Annotated in this window: 18 protein-coding genes; 7 read left to right on the top strand and 11 right to left on the bottom strand. The window is 53.2% G+C overall.

Features of this window, described 5'->3' with window-relative positions; all coding sequences use genetic code 11:
* Window positions 1-13 precede the first annotated feature (13 nt).
* The 3 genes from HMPREF3052_RS03555 to HMPREF3052_RS03545 all read right to left on the bottom strand — a co-directional run bounded on the left by HMPREF3052_RS03555 (window position 14) and on the right by HMPREF3052_RS03545 (window position 2,058).
* Entirely contained in the window at window positions 14-784 is a 771-nt protein-coding gene (locus HMPREF3052_RS03555; protein ID WP_003681348.1) for a ParA family protein, read from the bottom strand.
* A gap of 67 nt (window positions 785-851) precedes the next feature.
* Window positions 852-1,481 (bottom strand): 16S rRNA (guanine(527)-N(7))-methyltransferase RsmG, encoded by a 630-nt coding sequence (gene rsmG, locus HMPREF3052_RS03550; RefSeq protein ID WP_036493627.1) that lies wholly within the window; start codon window positions 1,479-1,481, stop codon window positions 852-854.
* Between the two features lie 82 nt (window positions 1,482-1,563).
* Window positions 1,564-2,058: a hypothetical protein gene (locus HMPREF3052_RS03545; protein ID WP_070748578.1), complete on the bottom strand. Its 495-nt coding sequence runs from the start codon at window positions 2,056-2,058 to the stop codon at window positions 1,564-1,566.
* 430 nt (window positions 2,059-2,488) lie between these two features.
* On the opposite strand from HMPREF3052_RS03545, the gene HMPREF3052_RS03540 reads away from it, so the two are divergent.
* From HMPREF3052_RS03540 to HMPREF3052_RS03530, 3 genes are all read left to right on the top strand, one after another.
* The gene (locus HMPREF3052_RS03540; RefSeq protein ID WP_070748576.1) at window positions 2,489-3,961 is read left to right on the top strand and encodes a malate:quinone oxidoreductase; all 1,473 of its coding nucleotides are present in this window, start codon (window positions 2,489-2,491) and stop codon (window positions 3,959-3,961) included.
* A gap of 142 nt (window positions 3,962-4,103) precedes the next feature.
* A complete protein-coding gene (gene trpC, locus HMPREF3052_RS03535) occupies window positions 4,104-4,886 on the top strand; it encodes an indole-3-glycerol phosphate synthase TrpC (protein WP_049352659.1) in 783 nt (260 codons plus the stop codon).
* A 62-nt stretch (window positions 4,887-4,948) separates the two neighbouring features.
* Window positions 4,949-5,320 carry a DUF488 domain-containing protein gene (locus HMPREF3052_RS03530; RefSeq protein WP_070748574.1) on the top strand — a complete coding sequence of 124 codons (372 nt, stop codon included), beginning with the start codon at window positions 4,949-4,951 and terminating at the stop codon, window positions 5,318-5,320.
* Between the two features lie 72 nt (window positions 5,321-5,392).
* On the opposite strand, the gene HMPREF3052_RS03525 is transcribed toward HMPREF3052_RS03530, so the two are convergent.
* Window positions 5,393-5,956 (bottom strand): DUF421 domain-containing protein, encoded by a 564-nt coding sequence (locus tag HMPREF3052_RS03525; RefSeq protein ID WP_349267316.1) that lies wholly within the window; start codon window positions 5,954-5,956, stop codon window positions 5,393-5,395.
* Window positions 5,957-6,078: 122 nt separating this feature from the next.
* Entirely contained in the window at window positions 6,079-7,422 is a 1,344-nt protein-coding gene (argG, locus tag HMPREF3052_RS03520; protein ID WP_070748572.1) for an argininosuccinate synthase, read from the bottom strand.
* Between the two features lie 110 nt (window positions 7,423-7,532).
* On the opposite strand from argG, the gene HMPREF3052_RS03515 reads away from it, so the two are divergent.
* Genes HMPREF3052_RS03515 through HMPREF3052_RS03505 form a run of 3 tightly spaced genes read left to right on the top strand, consistent with a single transcriptional unit; the run spans window position 7,533 to window position 9,922 of the window.
* Window positions 7,533-8,333, top strand: a complete 801-nt coding sequence (locus HMPREF3052_RS03515) for a competence/damage-inducible protein A (protein WP_070748570.1) — start codon at window positions 7,533-7,535, stop codon at window positions 8,331-8,333.
* Window positions 8,333-8,959 (top strand): phosphatase PAP2 family protein, encoded by a 627-nt coding sequence (locus HMPREF3052_RS03510; protein WP_070748568.1) that lies wholly within the window; start codon window positions 8,333-8,335, stop codon window positions 8,957-8,959. The genes HMPREF3052_RS03515 and HMPREF3052_RS03510 overlap by 1 nt, the downstream gene beginning before the upstream one ends.
* Before the next feature lie 12 nt (window positions 8,960-8,971).
* Window positions 8,972-9,922 (top strand): YheT family hydrolase, encoded by a 951-nt coding sequence (locus HMPREF3052_RS03505; protein WP_049352667.1) that lies wholly within the window; start codon window positions 8,972-8,974, stop codon window positions 9,920-9,922.
* A gap of 95 nt (window positions 9,923-10,017) precedes the next feature.
* Here the strand turns inward: HMPREF3052_RS03505 and HMPREF3052_RS03500 are convergent, their stop codons facing one another.
* From HMPREF3052_RS03500 to HMPREF3052_RS03475, 6 genes are all read right to left on the bottom strand, one after another.
* A complete protein-coding gene (locus tag HMPREF3052_RS03500; RefSeq protein WP_049352669.1) occupies window positions 10,018-10,311 on the bottom strand; it encodes a helix-turn-helix domain-containing protein in 294 nt (97 codons plus the stop codon).
* Between the two features lie 404 nt (window positions 10,312-10,715).
* Complete coding sequence (gene map, locus HMPREF3052_RS03495; protein WP_003683983.1) at window positions 10,716-11,495, bottom strand: type I methionyl aminopeptidase; 780 nt, start codon at window positions 11,493-11,495, stop codon at window positions 10,716-10,718.
* A 63-nt stretch (window positions 11,496-11,558) separates the two neighbouring features.
* Window positions 11,559-12,164, bottom strand: a complete 606-nt coding sequence (locus HMPREF3052_RS03490; protein ID WP_049329281.1) for a hypothetical protein — start codon at window positions 12,162-12,164, stop codon at window positions 11,559-11,561.
* A 67-nt stretch (window positions 12,165-12,231) separates the two neighbouring features.
* Window positions 12,232-12,843: a BON domain-containing protein gene (locus HMPREF3052_RS03485; RefSeq protein WP_070748566.1), complete on the bottom strand. Its 612-nt coding sequence runs from the start codon at window positions 12,841-12,843 to the stop codon at window positions 12,232-12,234.
* A gap of 73 nt (window positions 12,844-12,916) precedes the next feature.
* On the bottom strand, window positions 12,917-13,510 hold the full coding sequence (locus HMPREF3052_RS03480; RefSeq protein WP_070748565.1) for a phosphoheptose isomerase: 594 nt from the start codon (window positions 13,508-13,510) through the stop codon (window positions 12,917-12,919).
* A gap of 4 nt (window positions 13,511-13,514) precedes the next feature.
* Window positions 13,515-13,862: a YraN family protein gene (locus tag HMPREF3052_RS03475; protein WP_070748563.1), complete on the bottom strand. Its 348-nt coding sequence runs from the start codon at window positions 13,860-13,862 to the stop codon at window positions 13,515-13,517.
* Window positions 13,863-13,927: 65 nt separating this feature from the next.
* On the opposite strand from HMPREF3052_RS03475, the gene rsmI reads away from it, so the two are divergent.
* Window positions 13,928-14,815 (top strand): 16S rRNA (cytidine(1402)-2'-O)-methyltransferase, encoded by an 888-nt coding sequence (gene rsmI, locus HMPREF3052_RS03470; RefSeq protein ID WP_070712221.1) that lies wholly within the window; start codon window positions 13,928-13,930, stop codon window positions 14,813-14,815.
* Window positions 14,816-14,972: the final 157 nt, after the last annotated feature.

Here is a 14,972-nt window from a genome sequence, read left to right as displayed (position 1 = left end):
TTTATATTTCTGTTTATTTTTCCAACCGTGCAATCAGTTCATCGGCCAAGTCCAAATAAGCTTGGGTGCCTTTGGCGTGGGCGTCGTAGGCGAGGGCGGGGAGGCCGTGGCTAGGGGCTTCGGCGAGGCGGATGTTGCGGGGGATGACGGTGTCGAAGAGCAGGTTGCCGAAGTGTTGTTTGAGCTGTTCGCTGACTTCGACGACGAGGCGGCTGCGGCTGTCGTACATGGTGCGGACGATGCCGGTTACGTCGAGGTCGGGGTTGATGGCTTGGCGGATTTTGCGGACGGTGGCCACGAGGTCGGAGATGCCTTCGAGGGCGTAGTATTCGCAAAGCATGGGGACGATGACGCCGTTGGCGGCGACAAGGCCGTTGAGGGTGAGCAGGGTCAGGGACGGGGGGCAGTCGATGAGGACGTAGTCGTAGTTGTCGGCAACGAGCTGTAGGGCGTTTTTGAGGCGGATTTCGCGTGCGATTTCTTGGACGAGTTCGACTTCTGCGCCGGCCAGTGTGCGGTTGGCGCCCAATACGTCGTAGCCGCCTTCTTTGCTGCGGACGACGGCGTTGGGGATGTCGGTTTCGCCGAGGACGACTTGGTAAACGCCGTTTTCGATGGTGGCTTTGTTGATGCCGCTGCCTGTGGTGGCGTTGCCTTGGGGGTCGAGGTCGACGACGAGGACGCGGCGGCCTTTGGAGGCTAGGGAGGCGGCGAGGTTGACGGTGGTGGTGGTTTTGCCGACTCCGCCTTTTTGGTTGGCGACGGCGAGGATTTGTGCGCTCATGTGCTTTGCTGTCGTGTTAAGTGTGGATGGCTGGATTGTACCGTTATTCGGTATGCTTGGGTTGTTTTCAGACGGCCTTTTTGCGGATGATGACGATATGGCGTTCGGCATTGAGTTGGGGGACGTGCAATGCTTCGACTTTTTCTACGGCGACGCTTTCGGGTAGTTTGTCGATTTCTTCTTGCGGATATACGCCTTTCATGGCCGCCCAGTAGCCGCCGTCTTTGAGGAGGTGCTCGGTCCAGTTGACGAAGTCGGCGAGTTCGGCAAAGGCGCGGCTGGTGATGACGTCGGCGCGGCAGTCGGCGGCGGCTTCTACGCGGCCGCTGATGACGCGGACGTTTTTAAGGCCGAGTTCGATTACGGCTTGTTGCAGAAAGGCAGTTTTTTTGGTGTTGGCATCGAGGAGGGTGATGTCGAGGTCGGGGCGGCAGATGGCGGTGGGTATGCCGGGCTGTCCGCCGCCGGAGCCGACGTCGAGCATGGTTTGTGCGTGTTCGATATAGGGCAGGAGGGTCAGGCTGTCGAGCAGGTGGTGGCTGACGGTTTGGGCGGGATCGCGCAGGGCGGTCAGGTTGTAGGTTTTGTTCCACTTTTGCAGCAGGGCGGCATAGTCTAGCAGTTTGGCCTGTTTGGCTTCGTCGATGTCCAAACCCAGTGCCTGTATGCCGTCGCGGAGCTGTTGCGCCTGATTCATTTGTTATTCCTTATTGGTTAAAACGCGTTGGATGTAATGGTAACGGAAAGCATGCCGTCTGAAAATGTTTGTGCCTGTTGAATCAACGTTTCATTTTGTGAAAGACAATGGGCTGCTCCGGCGCGCGCGTGAGCTGTTTGGGCAGGGTCAGCATGGCGATGATCCATACGGAGAGGGTGTAGTAGAACATGCCTTGTCCGCGCATGCCTGCCAATGCGGCATTGCCTAAGATGGCTTCAAAAATCAAGCCTGCCGCCGCCGAGGCACACGCTGCGACGCCGGCAAGGAAGATGGCGTAACGCGAATGCCGGCGCATCATTTTTTTATACGCCAGCTTGGTCAGTCCGCCGGCAATCGGCAGGTTGAGGAAGGCAAACATGCCGCAGACAAACCATGCGACGGAATCCTGCCAACCGCTTTGCCATGCCCACGCGCCGTCTTTGACCGTGACCAACAGCCCTTGGCCGTCTGAAAAGGCGATTTGCACGATATTGTGCAATATCATCGCCAGCGGCAGGGTGAGGAACATCAGTGCCACCAATAGGGGGCGGTAGGGCTTTTCTTGAGTCAGGTACATGGCGGCTTGCCTTGGGGAAATAAGTTGAAATGATAGCAGATCGGCGGTTGATTCACGTTTGTTAGCGCTGAAATTGCTGACAAAAACGGTCAATTAAAAAAGAAATGAAAAATTCTTTTTTCTTGGCAAACGTTGGCAGATAAAGGGTAAGAAAACGTTTTCAGACGGCCTAATCTATGATTTTTATATGAACCGAACAGAAAATCTTTGCATTTCTCCGTAAAATCTACTAAATTCTTAATAACATATTATAAAGACCTGAAATCTGGAACCCAAACCGAAACTGCCTTCCGCCATTTACGCTCGGAAACTCAGCAGGCAAAAAGTTTCACACACAACAAAACCAAAAAATAATTCCTCTGAAATCAGTTGTTTATAATGATAGATAACCACAAGGCAAACCATGCCTGACTTTAGTAGGAGTAAAACCATGGCTGAAGCAACCGATGTCGTATTAGTAGGCGGCGGCATTATGAGCGCCACTTTGGGCGTATTGCTCAAAGAACTCGAACCATCTTGGGAAATCACCCTGATCGAACGCTTGGAAGATGTAGCGTTGGAATCATCAAATGCATGGAACAATGCCGGTACGGGACACTCTGCGCTGTGCGAATTGAACTATGCGCCCCTGACTGCCGACGGCACGATCGATCCGACCCGCGCCCTCAATATTGCCGAACAATTCCATATCAGCCGCCAATTTTGGGCGACTTTGGTCGAAGAAGGCAAACTGACCGACCGTTCTTTCATCAATTCCGTCCCCCATATGTCGCTGGTGATGAACGCCGACCATTGCAGTTATCTGCAAAAACGTTTCGACGTGTTCAAAACCCAAAAACTCTTTGAAAAAATGGAGTTTTCTACCGACCGCGCCAAAATCGCCGAATGGGCGCCGCTGGTTGTCAACGGTCGTGATGAAAGCCAACCCATTGCCGCCAACTACTCCGCCGAAGGTACGGACGTTGATTTCGGTAACTTGACCCGTCAAATGGTGCAATATCTGCGCGAAAAAGGCGTGAAAATGGAATTCAACCGCCATGTTGAAGACATCAAACGCGAATCTGACGGCGCGTGGGTACTCAAAACCTGCAACACTGAAAACCATGAAGACCATTTGACCCTCCGCAGCCGTTTCGTGTTCCTCGGCGCAGGCGGCGGCGCACTGACCCTGCTGCAAAAATCCGGTATTCCGGAAGGCAAAGGCTACGGCGGCTTCCCTGTTTCCGGCCTGTTCTTCCGCAACAGCAACCCTGAAACCGTTGCCCAACACAATGCCAAAGTGTACGGTCAAGCTTCCGTTGGCGCGCCTCCTATGTCCGTTCCACACTTGGATACCCGCAACGTGAACGGTGAACGTCATCTGATGTTCGGTCCATACGCAGGCTTCCGCCCCAACTTCCTCAAACAAGGCTCGCTCATGGATCTGCCGATGTCCATCCAAATGGACAACCTCTATCCTATGCTCCGCGCCGGTTGGGCTAATATGCCGCTGACCAAATATCTCTTGGGCGAATTGCGTAAAACCAAAGAAGAACGTTTTAATTCGCTCTTAGAGTATTATCCGGAAGCCAATCCTGATAATTGGGAACTGATTACCGCCGGTCAACGCGTACAAATCATCAAAAAAGACCCGAAAAAAGGCGGCGTACTCCAATTCGGTACCGAAATCGTCGCTCATGCCGACGGTTCGCTGGCCGCATTGCTAGGCGCGTCCCCAGGCGCATCAACCGCCGTGCCTTTGATGATTAAGCTGATCAACCAATGCTTCCCGGGCCGTATCGAGTCATGGTCAGGCCGTCTGAAAGAATTGGTGCCCGGCTACGGTATCAAGCTGAACGACAATCCGACTTTGGCGGACGAAATCATCAGCCACACTTCGGCCGTTTTGGGCATTCATCACTAATTGAAGCAGACACAAAGGCGGGCATTCTTGCCCGCCTTTTTTCAAACCATTAAAATAGCGGCATTCAGGCCGTCTGAAATCTAATCTGCGACAGCATGTTGCACGATTCAAACCCGAAAATCAGCCCCAATAGAAAAACGCCATGACCGATATTCTCAACAAAATCCTTGCCACCAAAGCAGAAGAAGTGGCCGCCCAAAAAGCCGCCGTTTCCTTGGAGGACATCAAAGCCCAAGCGCAGGCTGCCGCGCCGGTTCGCAGCTTTATCGGCTCGATCCGTGAAAAACACGCGCAGAATCTGCCTGCCATTATTGCCGAAGTCAAAAAAGCCAGCCCGAGCAAAGGCCTGATCCGTCCTGATTTTCATCCTGCCGAAATCGCCGTTGCCTATGAAAAAGCTGGCGCGGCCTGTTTGTCCGTGTTGACGGACGAACCTTATTTCCAAGGCTCACCCGAGTATTTGAAACAGGCGCGTGCGGCCGTGGCGCTGCCGGTCTTGCGTAAAGATTTTATCATCGACGAATACCAAATCTATCAGGCGCGCGCGTGGGGTGCGGATGCGGTTCTTCTGATTGCCGCTGCACTGGAAGCCGGGCAGCTTGAGCGTTTTGAAGCCGTTGCCCACGAATTGGGCATGACTGTATTGTTGGAGTTGCACGATGCGTCCGAGCTGGAAAAATGCCGCAACATGACTACGCCGTTGTGGGGCGTCAACAACCGCAACCTGCGTACGTTTGAAGTGACCCTGCAACAAACCCTCGACCTCTTGCCTGAATTGAACGGCAAAACCGTTGTAACCGAAAGCGGCATCCGCAACAAAGAAGACGTCGATTTCATGCGTAGCCACGGCGTGCATACTTTCCTGATCGGCGAAACCTTTATGCGAGCCGACGATATCGAAGCCGAAGTCAAAAAACTGTTTTAAACCCTAAAAACATCAGGCTGTCTGAATTTTCAGACGGCCTGAATCGATTTGAAGGCAGAATAATGTTTACCGTACAACGCATTTACGCTTATCAGCCGAATCTCGAGCAGACGGCCGTCTTTATCGACCGCCTCTATCCGCGCGGCGTCCGCAAAGAGGTTTTTGCCACCGCACTTTGGCTGAAAGACATTACGCCCAGTGCAAACCTGCGCCGTTGGTATCACGAAAATCCGGCTCAAAATTTCGACGGTTTTGTCAGCCGTTATCATGAAGAGTTGCACAATGAAACCGCACAAGCCGCCATCAAGCAGCTATTGGATTTGGAGCAGCAACACGGCAATATTTTATTGCTGACCGCCGTCAAAGACCCTCGACATTCCCACGTCTCTGCGTTGGCTCAATTTTTGGGCGCAAGGTTTGAATACCGCGATTAAAACATCAGTGTTTGGGCTGAATGCAAAAAGGCCGTCTGAAATCAGGGTTTCAGACGGCCTGCTATTTTCAAATCAAGAAGGATAACGGTGTGCCACCAATTTTCCGTCTATATATTCGCCGATATAGACTTGCGAGGCTTCAAGGTGGAGGCGGTCAAGCTCTTGTTGCAGCCACTCTTCATCACGCTTAATGATTTCGAGGATGTCGGGGTCGACTTGGCCGTCTGTAATCAGCGGATAGCGTAGGCTTTCGTCGCCGTACTGAATGACGGCGAGCTGGCCGTTTTGTTCCATCACGGCGCGTTTGACGGCAGAGATTTCGTAGATGCCGGCGGCGCGGAGTTTGAACATGAGGTCGTGTGCGCTGATGCCGTTTTTCATACATTCTTCAGCTTGGACTTCGCCGTTGACGATGGTCCAAACGGATTTGCCGTCAATCACGGATTTGACCCAGTGGTTGTGGTTTTTGATGAATTTCAGGCTCAATACCAATAGCGTCCACAAAATCAGTACGAGGAAAAATTGCAACAGGCCGATGCTGTCGCTGTAAATCACGTCGCTGATGATGCCGCCGAGTACAAAGTTTTGTACTTGATCCATGGCGGAGATCGGTGCGAGGTTGCCTTTACCTAAGATTTTGATTTACAAAATTAAACATAAAATATCCATCTAATCTGAGGAAAAATAGAAAGGTCGTCTGAAAACTAAATTTCAGACGACCTTTCCCGTTTGAAACGGTCCCAAATGGCAGGGTTGCTTTATTTCTTATTACCCAACTGCGGCAATACCGATCCTTCGCCCAGCGACAGCAAACCGCTGTGAGAGTAGATACCCAGTTTGGCGCGGGTGTCGGTGATGTCGAGGTTGCGCATGGTGAGCTGGCCGATGCGGTCGAGCGGGGTGAACGCGGCGTCTTCGACTTTTTCCATACTCAGGCGTTCCGGTTGGTAGGTCAGGTTAGGCGATTCGGTGTTCAGAATTGAGTAGTCGTTGCCGCGGCGCAGCTCGAGGGTGACTTCGCCGGTGATGGCTTTGGCGACCCAGCGTTGGGCGGTTTCGCGCAACATGAGGGCTTGGCTGTCGAACCAGCGGCCTTGGTAGAGCAGGCGGCCGAGGCGCAGGCCGTTGATGCGGTATTGTTCGATGGTGTCTTCGTTGTGGATACCGGTGACCAAACGCTCGTAGGCGATGTGGAACAATGCCATGCCCGGGGCTTCGTAGATGCCGCGTGATTTAGCTTCGATGATGCGGTTTTCGATTTGGTCGCTCATGCCCAAGCCGTGACGGCCGCCGATGCGGTTGGCTTCGAGGAAGAGTTCGACAGGATCGGCGTATTCTTTGCCGTTTAATGCAACCGGCACGCCTTCTTCAAAGCGCACGCTGACTTCTTCGGGTTTGACTTCGACGTTTTCGTTCCAAAAGGCAACGCCCATGATGGGTTTGACGATTTTGATGCCGCTGTTGAGGAATTCCAAGTCTTTGGCTTCATGCGTCGCGCCGAGCATATTGGAATCGGTGGAGTAGGCTTTTTCAACCGACATTTTGTAGTTGAAACCGTTGGCAATCAGAAATTCGCTCATTTCGTGACGGCCGCCGAGTTCGTCGATAAATTGTTGGTCGAGCCAAGGTTTGTAGATTTTCAACGCCGGATTGGTCAACAGGCCGTAGCGGTAGAAACGCTCGATGTCGTTGCCTTTGTAGGTACTGCCGTCGCCCCAGATATTCACATCGTCTTCTTTCATGGCGGAAACGAGCATGGTGCCGGTCACGGCGCGGCCCAGAGGCGTGGTGTTGAAGTAGGCGATGCCGCCGGTGGAAACGTGGAACGCGCCGCATTGGATGGCGGCGATGCCTTCGTGTGCCAACTGCGCGCGGCAGTCAATCAGGCGGGCATTTTCTGCGCCGTATTCCATCGCTTTTTTAGGAATGGCGTTGTAATCGTCTTCGTCAGGTTGGCCGAGGTTGGCGGTGTAGGCGTAAGGCAGTGCGCCTTTGAGTTTCATCCACAACAGCGCGGCAGAGGTATCAAGACCGCCGGAGAAGGCGATGCCGACTTTTTGACCGATGGGGAGATTTTGTAAAATAGTATGGTTTTGGCTCATTGGGATTCCTCCAGACTTGAAAAGTTGAAACCATTATCTTATAAATGGAATACATTGTCAGCAATTAGGCCGTCTGAATGTTCGGAGGGCCGTATTAAAGAAACCTCATCATGAACGCTTTTAACCTTATTATCATCGGCGACGAAATCCTGCACGGCAGCCGTCAAGACAAGCATTTCGCCTTTTTTAAATCTTTATTGGAATCGCACGGGCTGAAGCTCAATCAGGTGCAATACTTGCCCGACGAACCTGATTTGCTGGTTAAACAACTGCGCCGCAGTTTTTCAGACGGCCTGCCGACTTTTGTTACCGGCGGTATCGGTTCTACGCCTGACGACCACACGCGCCAAGCCGCAGCGGCCGCTTTGGATTTGCCTGTCGTCCGCCATCCTGAAGCCGCCAAGTTTATCGAAGGCGTGACCCAGAAACGCGGCGAACCGCTCGATTCGCCGGAACACGCCCAACGCCTGAAAATGGCGGACTTTCCCGCAGGCGCAAAACTTGTGCCCAACCCGTTCAACAACATCGCCGGATTTTCCATCCGCGAACATTATTTCTTCCCCGGCTTCCCTGTGATGGCGCACCCGATGGCGGAATGGGTATTGGAAACTTATTACGCCGACCGCTTTAACCAAACCGAACGCGGCAGCCGCAGTGTGTATGTGTTCGACCAACCCGAGTCGCGCATTACGCCGATTATGGAACATCTTGAACATACCTACGCCGGTGTCCGTTCGTACAGCTTGCCCACCGTGGGCCGTACCGATTCAGACGGCCGTTATACTCCGCCGCATATCGAGTTCGGCATCAAGGCGGAGGGCGAGGCCTGCCGCTTGATGGATGCGGCGTGGGAAGATGCGTTGCAGGGTTTGCAGGCGATTGGCGCGACTTTGAAAGAAACGGTGGAATAATGCACTTATCCCCAGCACAATCCAGACGCGCACTGACTTTTGCCTCTTTGCTGTTTTTGCCGCCAACCCTCATCATCGGTATTTGGCTGGCGCAATATGGCGGCTTCGCTTTTGAACCGCCGCTGATGCACGCCGTCCATGCCCACGCGGGAACATGGTTTGACCCGATTGCCACCGTGTTGCACTATCTAGGCAAAACCGCGATTGCCGTGCCGCTGATCGGCGCGGTTGCCGCCGCCCTGTATTTTGCCGATAAGAAGCGCGAAGCGCTGTTTTGCGTGTTGGCGGCATTGGTGCCGACTTTGAACATGTTGATTGTGAAAGTATGGTTTGCCCGCGAACGCCCGTTGCTTTGGCCGCGCCTGATTGAAGAGAGCAATTTTTCCTTTCCCAGCGGCCACAGTACGTTTTCCGCTGCCATTGCCGTCATGTTGATATTGCTTTGCCGTCGCACGCGCTACCGCCGTGCTGCTTGGATAGGCGGTATTTCCTTTGCTCTGTTGACTGGGTTTTCACGCATCTATTTGGGCGTGCATTATCCCACCGACGTTTGGGCAGGCTGGACAAACGGCACGCTGACTGCCTTGCTGGTGTATATGCTCATCTTCAGGCCGTCTGAAAAATAGAAGAAATAAATCATGAATACACGTTCACCCAACACGCCTTATTGGCTCAGAAACGGTCATGCCGACACCCTGTTTGCCAAGCTGCTGCAAGGCAAGGCGCCCGACTACCGCCGCGAGCTTCTGCCCGACAGTACCGGCAAAACCCAAGTTGCCTACGATTTTGTCGACAGCGCCAATCCCGATGCGCCGTTGGTGGTTTTGTTCCACGGACTGGAAGGCAGTAGCGAGAGCCATTACGCGGTCGAATTGATGAAAGCCGTACAGCAGCGCGGTTGGAACGGCGTGGTTGCCCATTTCCGCAGTTGCGGCGGTATAGAAAACACCGCGCCCGTGTTCTACCACCTCGGCGATACGCCCGAAATCGCCTTTATGCTCAACACACTGGCCCGACGCTATTCAACCATCTACGCTGTCGGCGTTTCTTTGGGGGGCAATGCCCTGGCCAAATATTTGGGTGAGCAGGGCAGCAATGCCGTTCCACGCGCATCTGCCGTCGTTTCCGCGCCGGTTGATGCCGTAGCGGCCGGTACGCGATTTGATCAGGGCATGACGCGACTGATTTACACGCGCTATTTTTTAAATTCGCTGTTGCCGAAAGCCCAGGCGATTCCTCAGTTTCAGACGGCCTTAAGCCAGCAAAACTGCAAAACGCTTGGCGACTTTGACGACCGCTTTACCGCGCCGCTACATGGTTTTGCCGACCGCCACGATTACTACCGCCGTAATTCCTGCAAACCGTTCCTGAAAGGCGTGGGTACGCCGTTACTGCTGCTAAATGCCGTCAATGACCCTTTCCTGCCGCCAGAAGCCCTGCCGACCGGGCGGGACGTGTCCTCGGCCGTTACGCTGCTGCAACCGGCATACGGCGGGCATGTCGGTTTTGTCAGCCGCGATCAAGGCCGTCTGAATCTGCAATGGCTGCCACAAATCGTGTTGGACTATTTCAAACAGTATCAGCCGTAAATGGAAAAGGGCATGTATGCAGACATGCCCTTAGGGTGTAGAAAGTAAAAAGGCCGTCTGAAAACGAGTTTCAGACGGCCTTTTGAATAGCTTGATTATTTACCTTTGTCGGCTTTGGCTTCTCTTTTCAGAGAAGCGTACAACTCAGGGTCGCGGTTTTTCAGCAGGGAAGCAACGGCCAAGTCGTCACGGTTAACTTTAGCCAAATCTACGCGCTCGATGTGTACCAAACGCAGCAATTCGCGTACAGGTTTAGGCATATTGCGGCCAGATTCGTAACGGGAACCGCCGGATTGAGTCACACCAATGCGGCTCCAGAAGTCCATTTGGTTCAGGCCGAGTTTTTTACGGATATCGCGGATGTTTTCAATTTTTTCGAACGATTTCATGAATCTTCCTTATTGTGGTATTTGTTGCATGCCTCTAGGCATAAAAATGGGTCTGCAAGAATGCCGGCATCCCTTTCCTGTAGGCTTTTGGGGTGATATGTGGGCGTATTGCAAATGACTGATCTAGATAATTAGACAGTATATTCGAAAGAAGTTTTCCGCTGTCTGCCATAATTTGTGTAAATATTTCTTAATTCATTATTTCAGTAAATTTTCATTATATAAATCATTAAATTATGCGCTTATCTTAAATATGGCGTAAGCAAATTTTTACATAATTAAACAATTCAATTTGGGTGAAAACTTAATTTCGAGTTTTTATTCGGTTTTCTAGGTTGAGAATGCGAATAAACTTCAGGCCGTCTGAATCTATGTTTTCAGACGGCCTGAAGGTTTTTTCAAGGTTAAGGCTTACCGCTGGCAGGGCTGATGGTGAGGATTTCGTAGCCGGTTTCGGTAACCAAAACTTCGTGTTCCCATTGGGCGGAGAGGGAGCGGTCTTTGGTAACCACTGTCCAACCGTCGTTCAGGATGCGCAGATGGCGTTTGCCTTGGTTGATCATCGGCTCGATGGTAAAAATCATGCCCGGTTTGAGGACGAGGCCCTCACCTTTGCGGCCGTAGTGGACTACTTGAGGTGCTTCGTGGAAGCCGCGGCCGATGCCGTGTCCGCAGAATTCCTGCACGACGGAGTAGCCGGCATTTTCGGCAACCTGTTGGCAGGCATAGCCGACGTCGCCGAGGGTGGCGCCGGGTTTGACCGCTTCTATACCCGCCATCATGGAGGCGTGGGTCACGTCGATCAGGCGTTGGGCAATCGGGGAGACTTTGCCGACGGTAAACATACGGCTGGAGTCGCCGTGGAAACCGTCTTTTTTAATGGTCAGGTCGATGTTGACGATGTCGCCTTCTTTCAGCGGCTTGTCGTCGGGAATGCCATGGCAGATGACGTGGTTGACGGAGGTGCAACAGGATTTCGGGTAGGGCGGGTTGCCGTAGTTGAGGGGGGCCGGATAACCGCCTTGAACGTTGACGTGGTAGTCGTAAACGAGTTTGTCGATTTCGTTGGTGGTGACGCCGGGTTTGACGAATTGGCCGATGTAATCGAGGGCTTCGGCGACCAAGCGGCCGAGTTCGCGCATTTTTTCGATTTCTTCGGGGGTTTTGATGATGACTTCGTTCATGAGGTTTCCTTCTTGTTTCAGACGGCATGGAGGCCGTCTGAACGGGACGGGTGTGCCGTCTGTTTAAAACAGGTTGTCGAGATTGTCTTTATTGCGCGGTTTGGCTTGTGGTTTTGCCCCAGGCTCGGCTTTCGGAGTCGGTTTGGACTCGGGGGCTTTGGCTTTTTCCGGTTTGTTTTCTACCGCTTGTGCGGCAGGTTTGTTGCTTGCGGCTTTGTTTTCTACCGGCTGGCTGTCTGCTTTAGGTTTGTTTTGAGCGGCAGGGCTGCTGTTGTCGGATGGTGTGTTTTCTGATTTGTCGGCTTCAGTGCGTTTGTTTTCTGTGCGTTTGCCGCGGTGTGCAGCGGCGCGGTCGTTTTTTACACCTTCTTCCGCTTTTTCACCTTTTTCATTTTGTGGGACGACAGGATTGCCGGAGGCAGTTTTTGCGTCGCCGTCCTTGGCAGGCTGAACGGTTTCAGGTTCGACTGTGCCGTTGGGGCGCCAAACTTCAATGCGTGTGTCGGTTTGTTCGGCAGGGCTTTTTTCGGGTACGTCGGTTTTACCGGAGTGTAGGGTGCTGAATACGCCGGCAACAAGGGCTGCGACGGCGATAAAGCTGACAAGGAATAAAGCGCGGATTAGGTGTTTGGGCTTAAGTTGGAAAGGGGTTTTATTATTCTTGGACATGATGGGTCGGGTAATCGTTGGAGGAATGGCCGTCTGAATATTCAGACGGCCCCGGGTTGCCTGTGAATCAGTTGGCAACGTAGTTTTGATAGAGGGTCACGACTTTTTGTACGCCGACGGTCGTGCTGACTTTTTGGGTCACGCGGGCTTGTTCGTCAGGTGTAAGGATGCCCATCACATAGGTCACGTTGCCGTAAGTCACGATTTTGACGCGTGCTTGGGTGGCCGGGCTGAGGCCCAACAGGGAGGCGCGGACTTTGGATGTACCCCAAGTATCGTTGGTCACGTCGCCGAGCGAACGCGCTTGTGAGGCAACGGTGATGTAGTTGTACACGCCTTCTGCGGCTTGTTCGGAACGGGCGATGCGTTCAACAAATTGTTTTTCGCCTTCGGTAGCCACTTGGCCGAGCAGGAGCAGGTGGCGGTTGTAGCCGACAACGTTCAGTTTGGGTTTGTAGCCTTCGACTTGGTTGTTTTGGCGCAGGTAGGAGCGTGCGGTGGTTTCGACGCGCAGTGCCATAACGTTGTCGTCTGTTTGCGCGCCGGTGGTGCGGCGGTCGACGGCGGATTTGGTGCCGACGGCTGCACCGCCGATCAGTGCGCCGACGCAGCCGCTCAGACTCAGGCTTAAGAGGGTCGCAGTCAGAACGGGGAGGGTGTAGCGTTTGATATTCTTCATATCCTTTTCCTTGGGTATGGACGGTTGGGTGTTCAGACGGCCTTTAAGGGATGGGCCGTCTGAAAAGAAAGGGTTACATGCCTTCAAGCAGGACGGAGTCGATGCAGTCGCACATGGCGTGAATCAGCAAAATATGGTTTTCCTGAATGCGGGCAGTGCGCGGATAAGGGACGTTGAGCAAAACATCGGTATCTTTGAGCATGGCAGCGATTTTGCCGCCGTCGCGGCCGGTCATGGCGATGACGTGCATATCGCGTTCGTGTGCCGCTTTGATGGCTTCGATGACGTTGGCGGAATTGCCGGAGGTGGAGATGCCGACCAATACGTCGCCTGCACGTCCGAGCGCGCGCACTTGTTTGCTGAATACATGGTCGAAACCGTAGTCGTTGCCGATGGCGGTCAGGGCGGAAGTATCCGTCGTCAGCGCAATAGCGGCCAATTCCATGCGTTCTTTTTCAAAACGGCCGGTCATTTCGGCGGCGAAGTGTTGCGCGTCGGCAGCCGAACCGCCGTTGCCGCAGGCCAGGATTTTGCCGTCGTTCATCAGACATTGAAGCATCAACTCGGCAGCCTGTGCGGTCGGCTCGACCAGTACTTTTTCGGCTTCCTGCTTGGCGCGGATGCTCTCGGCAAAATGCGCGGAAACGCGTTCTTGTAATGTTGTCATGAGGTTAACCTGTAATATTTTGAATCCATTCGGGTTGGCCGTCGCCCTCAATCAGTACCGCATCCAGGCGGCAGGGAGCGTGGCTCAACCCGTGCTTTTGCAGATAATACTCTACACTTCGTTGCAATTTCAATAATTTGGACGGCGAGATGCTGTATGCGGCACCACCGAAACCTCGGTTTTTGCGGTATTTTACTTCAACAAACACAATCGTACCGCCGTTTTTGACGATTAAATCGATTTCGCCGTAGGCACAATGCCAGTTCCGCGCCAACAGCGAGCAGCCTTTGTCCAGCAGGAATGCCAGCGCCGCATCTTCGGCCGCCGCCCCCTGTTTGTGGTTTAAGCGCATGAAAAGTTTACCCGTTATATAATCATTGTTTTTAAAGAGACGCCGTTTCAGACGGCCTTGAATCTATGTACACAAAACACCTGCAAAAAGCCGTCGACAGCATCGAAAAACAGACATTATACGTTGTCGCCACACCCATCGGCAATTTAGCCGACATAACGTTGCGCGCACTGGCCGTGCTGCAAAAGGCCGACATTATCTGCGCCGAGGACACCCGTGTTACCGCCCAGCTTTTGAGCGCATACGGCATTCAGGGCAAACTCGTGAGCGTTCGCGAACACAACGAGCAGCAAATGGCCGACAAAATCATCGGCCATCTTTCAGACGGCCTGAGCGTCGCCCAAGTTTCGGATGCGGGTACGCCAGCGGTGTGCGATCCGGGTGCGAAACTTGCCGCCCGCGTGCGCGAAGCCGGATTTAAAGTGGTGCCTGTGGTCGGCGCAAGCGCGGTCATGGGGGCGTTGAGCGTGGCCGGTGTGACGGAATCCGATTTTTACTTCAACGGTTTCCTGCCGCCTAAGGCCGGCGAACGCCAAAAACTGTTGACCAAATGGGTGGAAGCCGATTTTCCGATTGTGATGTTTGAAACGCCGCACCGTATCGAAGCAAGCCTTGCGGATATGGCCGCGCAGTTCCCCGAACGCCGTTTGACATTGGCGCGCGAAATTACCAAAACGTTTGAAACCTTCCTCTGCGGCACGGTTGCCGAAATTCAAGCCGCCCTTAAAAATGACAGCAACCAAACGCGCGGCGAGATGGTGCTGGTGTTGCACCCTGCGGTGAAAGAGAAGCACAGCGATTTGCCCGAAGCGGCGCAAAATACCATGAAAATCCTTGCGGCCGAGTTGCCGACCAAACAAGCCGCCGAGCTTGCCGCCAAGATTACCGGCGAAAGCAAAAAAACCTTGTACGATTTAGCGTTGGAGTGGAAACGGATTTCAGACGACGCTTGAGGTCTTGTAGGCTTATTTCTCTCAACCTGTGGTGTAAACAACGCGACGATTTCCTACAGGTAAGGCTGGGTATTGTTCGTTATCCGTTTGCCGGTTCTACAGGCTTTATATAGGTAAAGTTCTGTTTGCCGCATTGCTCCCCCCCCCCCCTTGTAAT

The organism is Neisseria sp. HMSC056A03, assembly GCF_001815685.1.
In the GTDB taxonomy this organism is placed as follows: domain Bacteria; phylum Pseudomonadota; class Gammaproteobacteria; order Burkholderiales; family Neisseriaceae; genus Neisseria; species Neisseria subflava.
This window is presented reverse-complemented; position numbering and strand designations above follow the sequence as displayed.

Bases quoted from the DNA above. Each gene is read 5' to 3' on its own strand.
- HMPREF3052_RS03530 (WP_070748574.1), top strand. From the start codon at position 4,949: ATGTTTACCGTACAACGCATTTACGCTTATCAGCCGAATCTCGAGCAG.
- HMPREF3052_RS03555 (WP_003681348.1), bottom strand. From the start codon at position 784: ATGAGCGCACAAATCCTCGCCGTCGCCAACCAAAAAGGCGGAGTCGGC.
- HMPREF3052_RS03505 (WP_049352667.1), top strand. From the start codon at position 8,972: ATGAATACACGTTCACCCAACACGCCTTATTGGCTCAGAAACGGTCAT.
- HMPREF3052_RS03485 (WP_070748566.1), bottom strand. From the start codon at position 12,843: ATGAAGAATATCAAACGCTACACCCTCCCCGTTCTGACTGCGACCCTC.
- rsmG (WP_036493627.1), bottom strand. From the start codon at position 1,481: ATGAATCAGGCGCAACAGCTCCGCGACGGCATACAGGCACTGGGTTTG.
- HMPREF3052_RS03490 (WP_049329281.1), bottom strand. From the start codon at position 12,164: ATGTCCAAGAATAATAAAACCCCTTTCCAACTTAAGCCCAAACACCTA.
- HMPREF3052_RS03500 (WP_049352669.1), bottom strand. From the start codon at position 10,311: ATGAAATCGTTCGAAAAAATTGAAAACATCCGCGATATCCGTAAAAAA.
- HMPREF3052_RS03515 (WP_070748570.1), top strand. From the start codon at position 7,533: ATGAACGCTTTTAACCTTATTATCATCGGCGACGAAATCCTGCACGGC.
- rsmI (WP_070712221.1), top strand. From the start codon at position 13,928: ATGTACACAAAACACCTGCAAAAAGCCGTCGACAGCATCGAAAAACAG.
- HMPREF3052_RS03510 (WP_070748568.1), top strand. From the start codon at position 8,333: ATGCACTTATCCCCAGCACAATCCAGACGCGCACTGACTTTTGCCTCT.
- argG (WP_070748572.1), bottom strand. From the start codon at position 7,422: ATGAGCCAAAACCATACTATTTTACAAAATCTCCCCATCGGTCAAAAA.
- HMPREF3052_RS03480 (WP_070748565.1), bottom strand. From the start codon at position 13,510: ATGACAACATTACAAGAACGCGTTTCCGCGCATTTTGCCGAGAGCATC.
- HMPREF3052_RS03475 (WP_070748563.1), bottom strand. From the start codon at position 13,862: ATGCGCTTAAACCACAAACAGGGGGCGGCGGCCGAAGATGCGGCGCTG.
- HMPREF3052_RS03545 (WP_070748578.1), bottom strand. From the start codon at position 2,058: ATGTACCTGACTCAAGAAAAGCCCTACCGCCCCCTATTGGTGGCACTG.
- trpC (WP_049352659.1), top strand. From the start codon at position 4,104: ATGACCGATATTCTCAACAAAATCCTTGCCACCAAAGCAGAAGAAGTG.
- HMPREF3052_RS03540 (WP_070748576.1), top strand. From the start codon at position 2,489: ATGGCTGAAGCAACCGATGTCGTATTAGTAGGCGGCGGCATTATGAGC.
- map (WP_003683983.1), bottom strand. From the start codon at position 11,495: ATGAACGAAGTCATCATCAAAACCCCCGAAGAAATCGAAAAAATGCGC.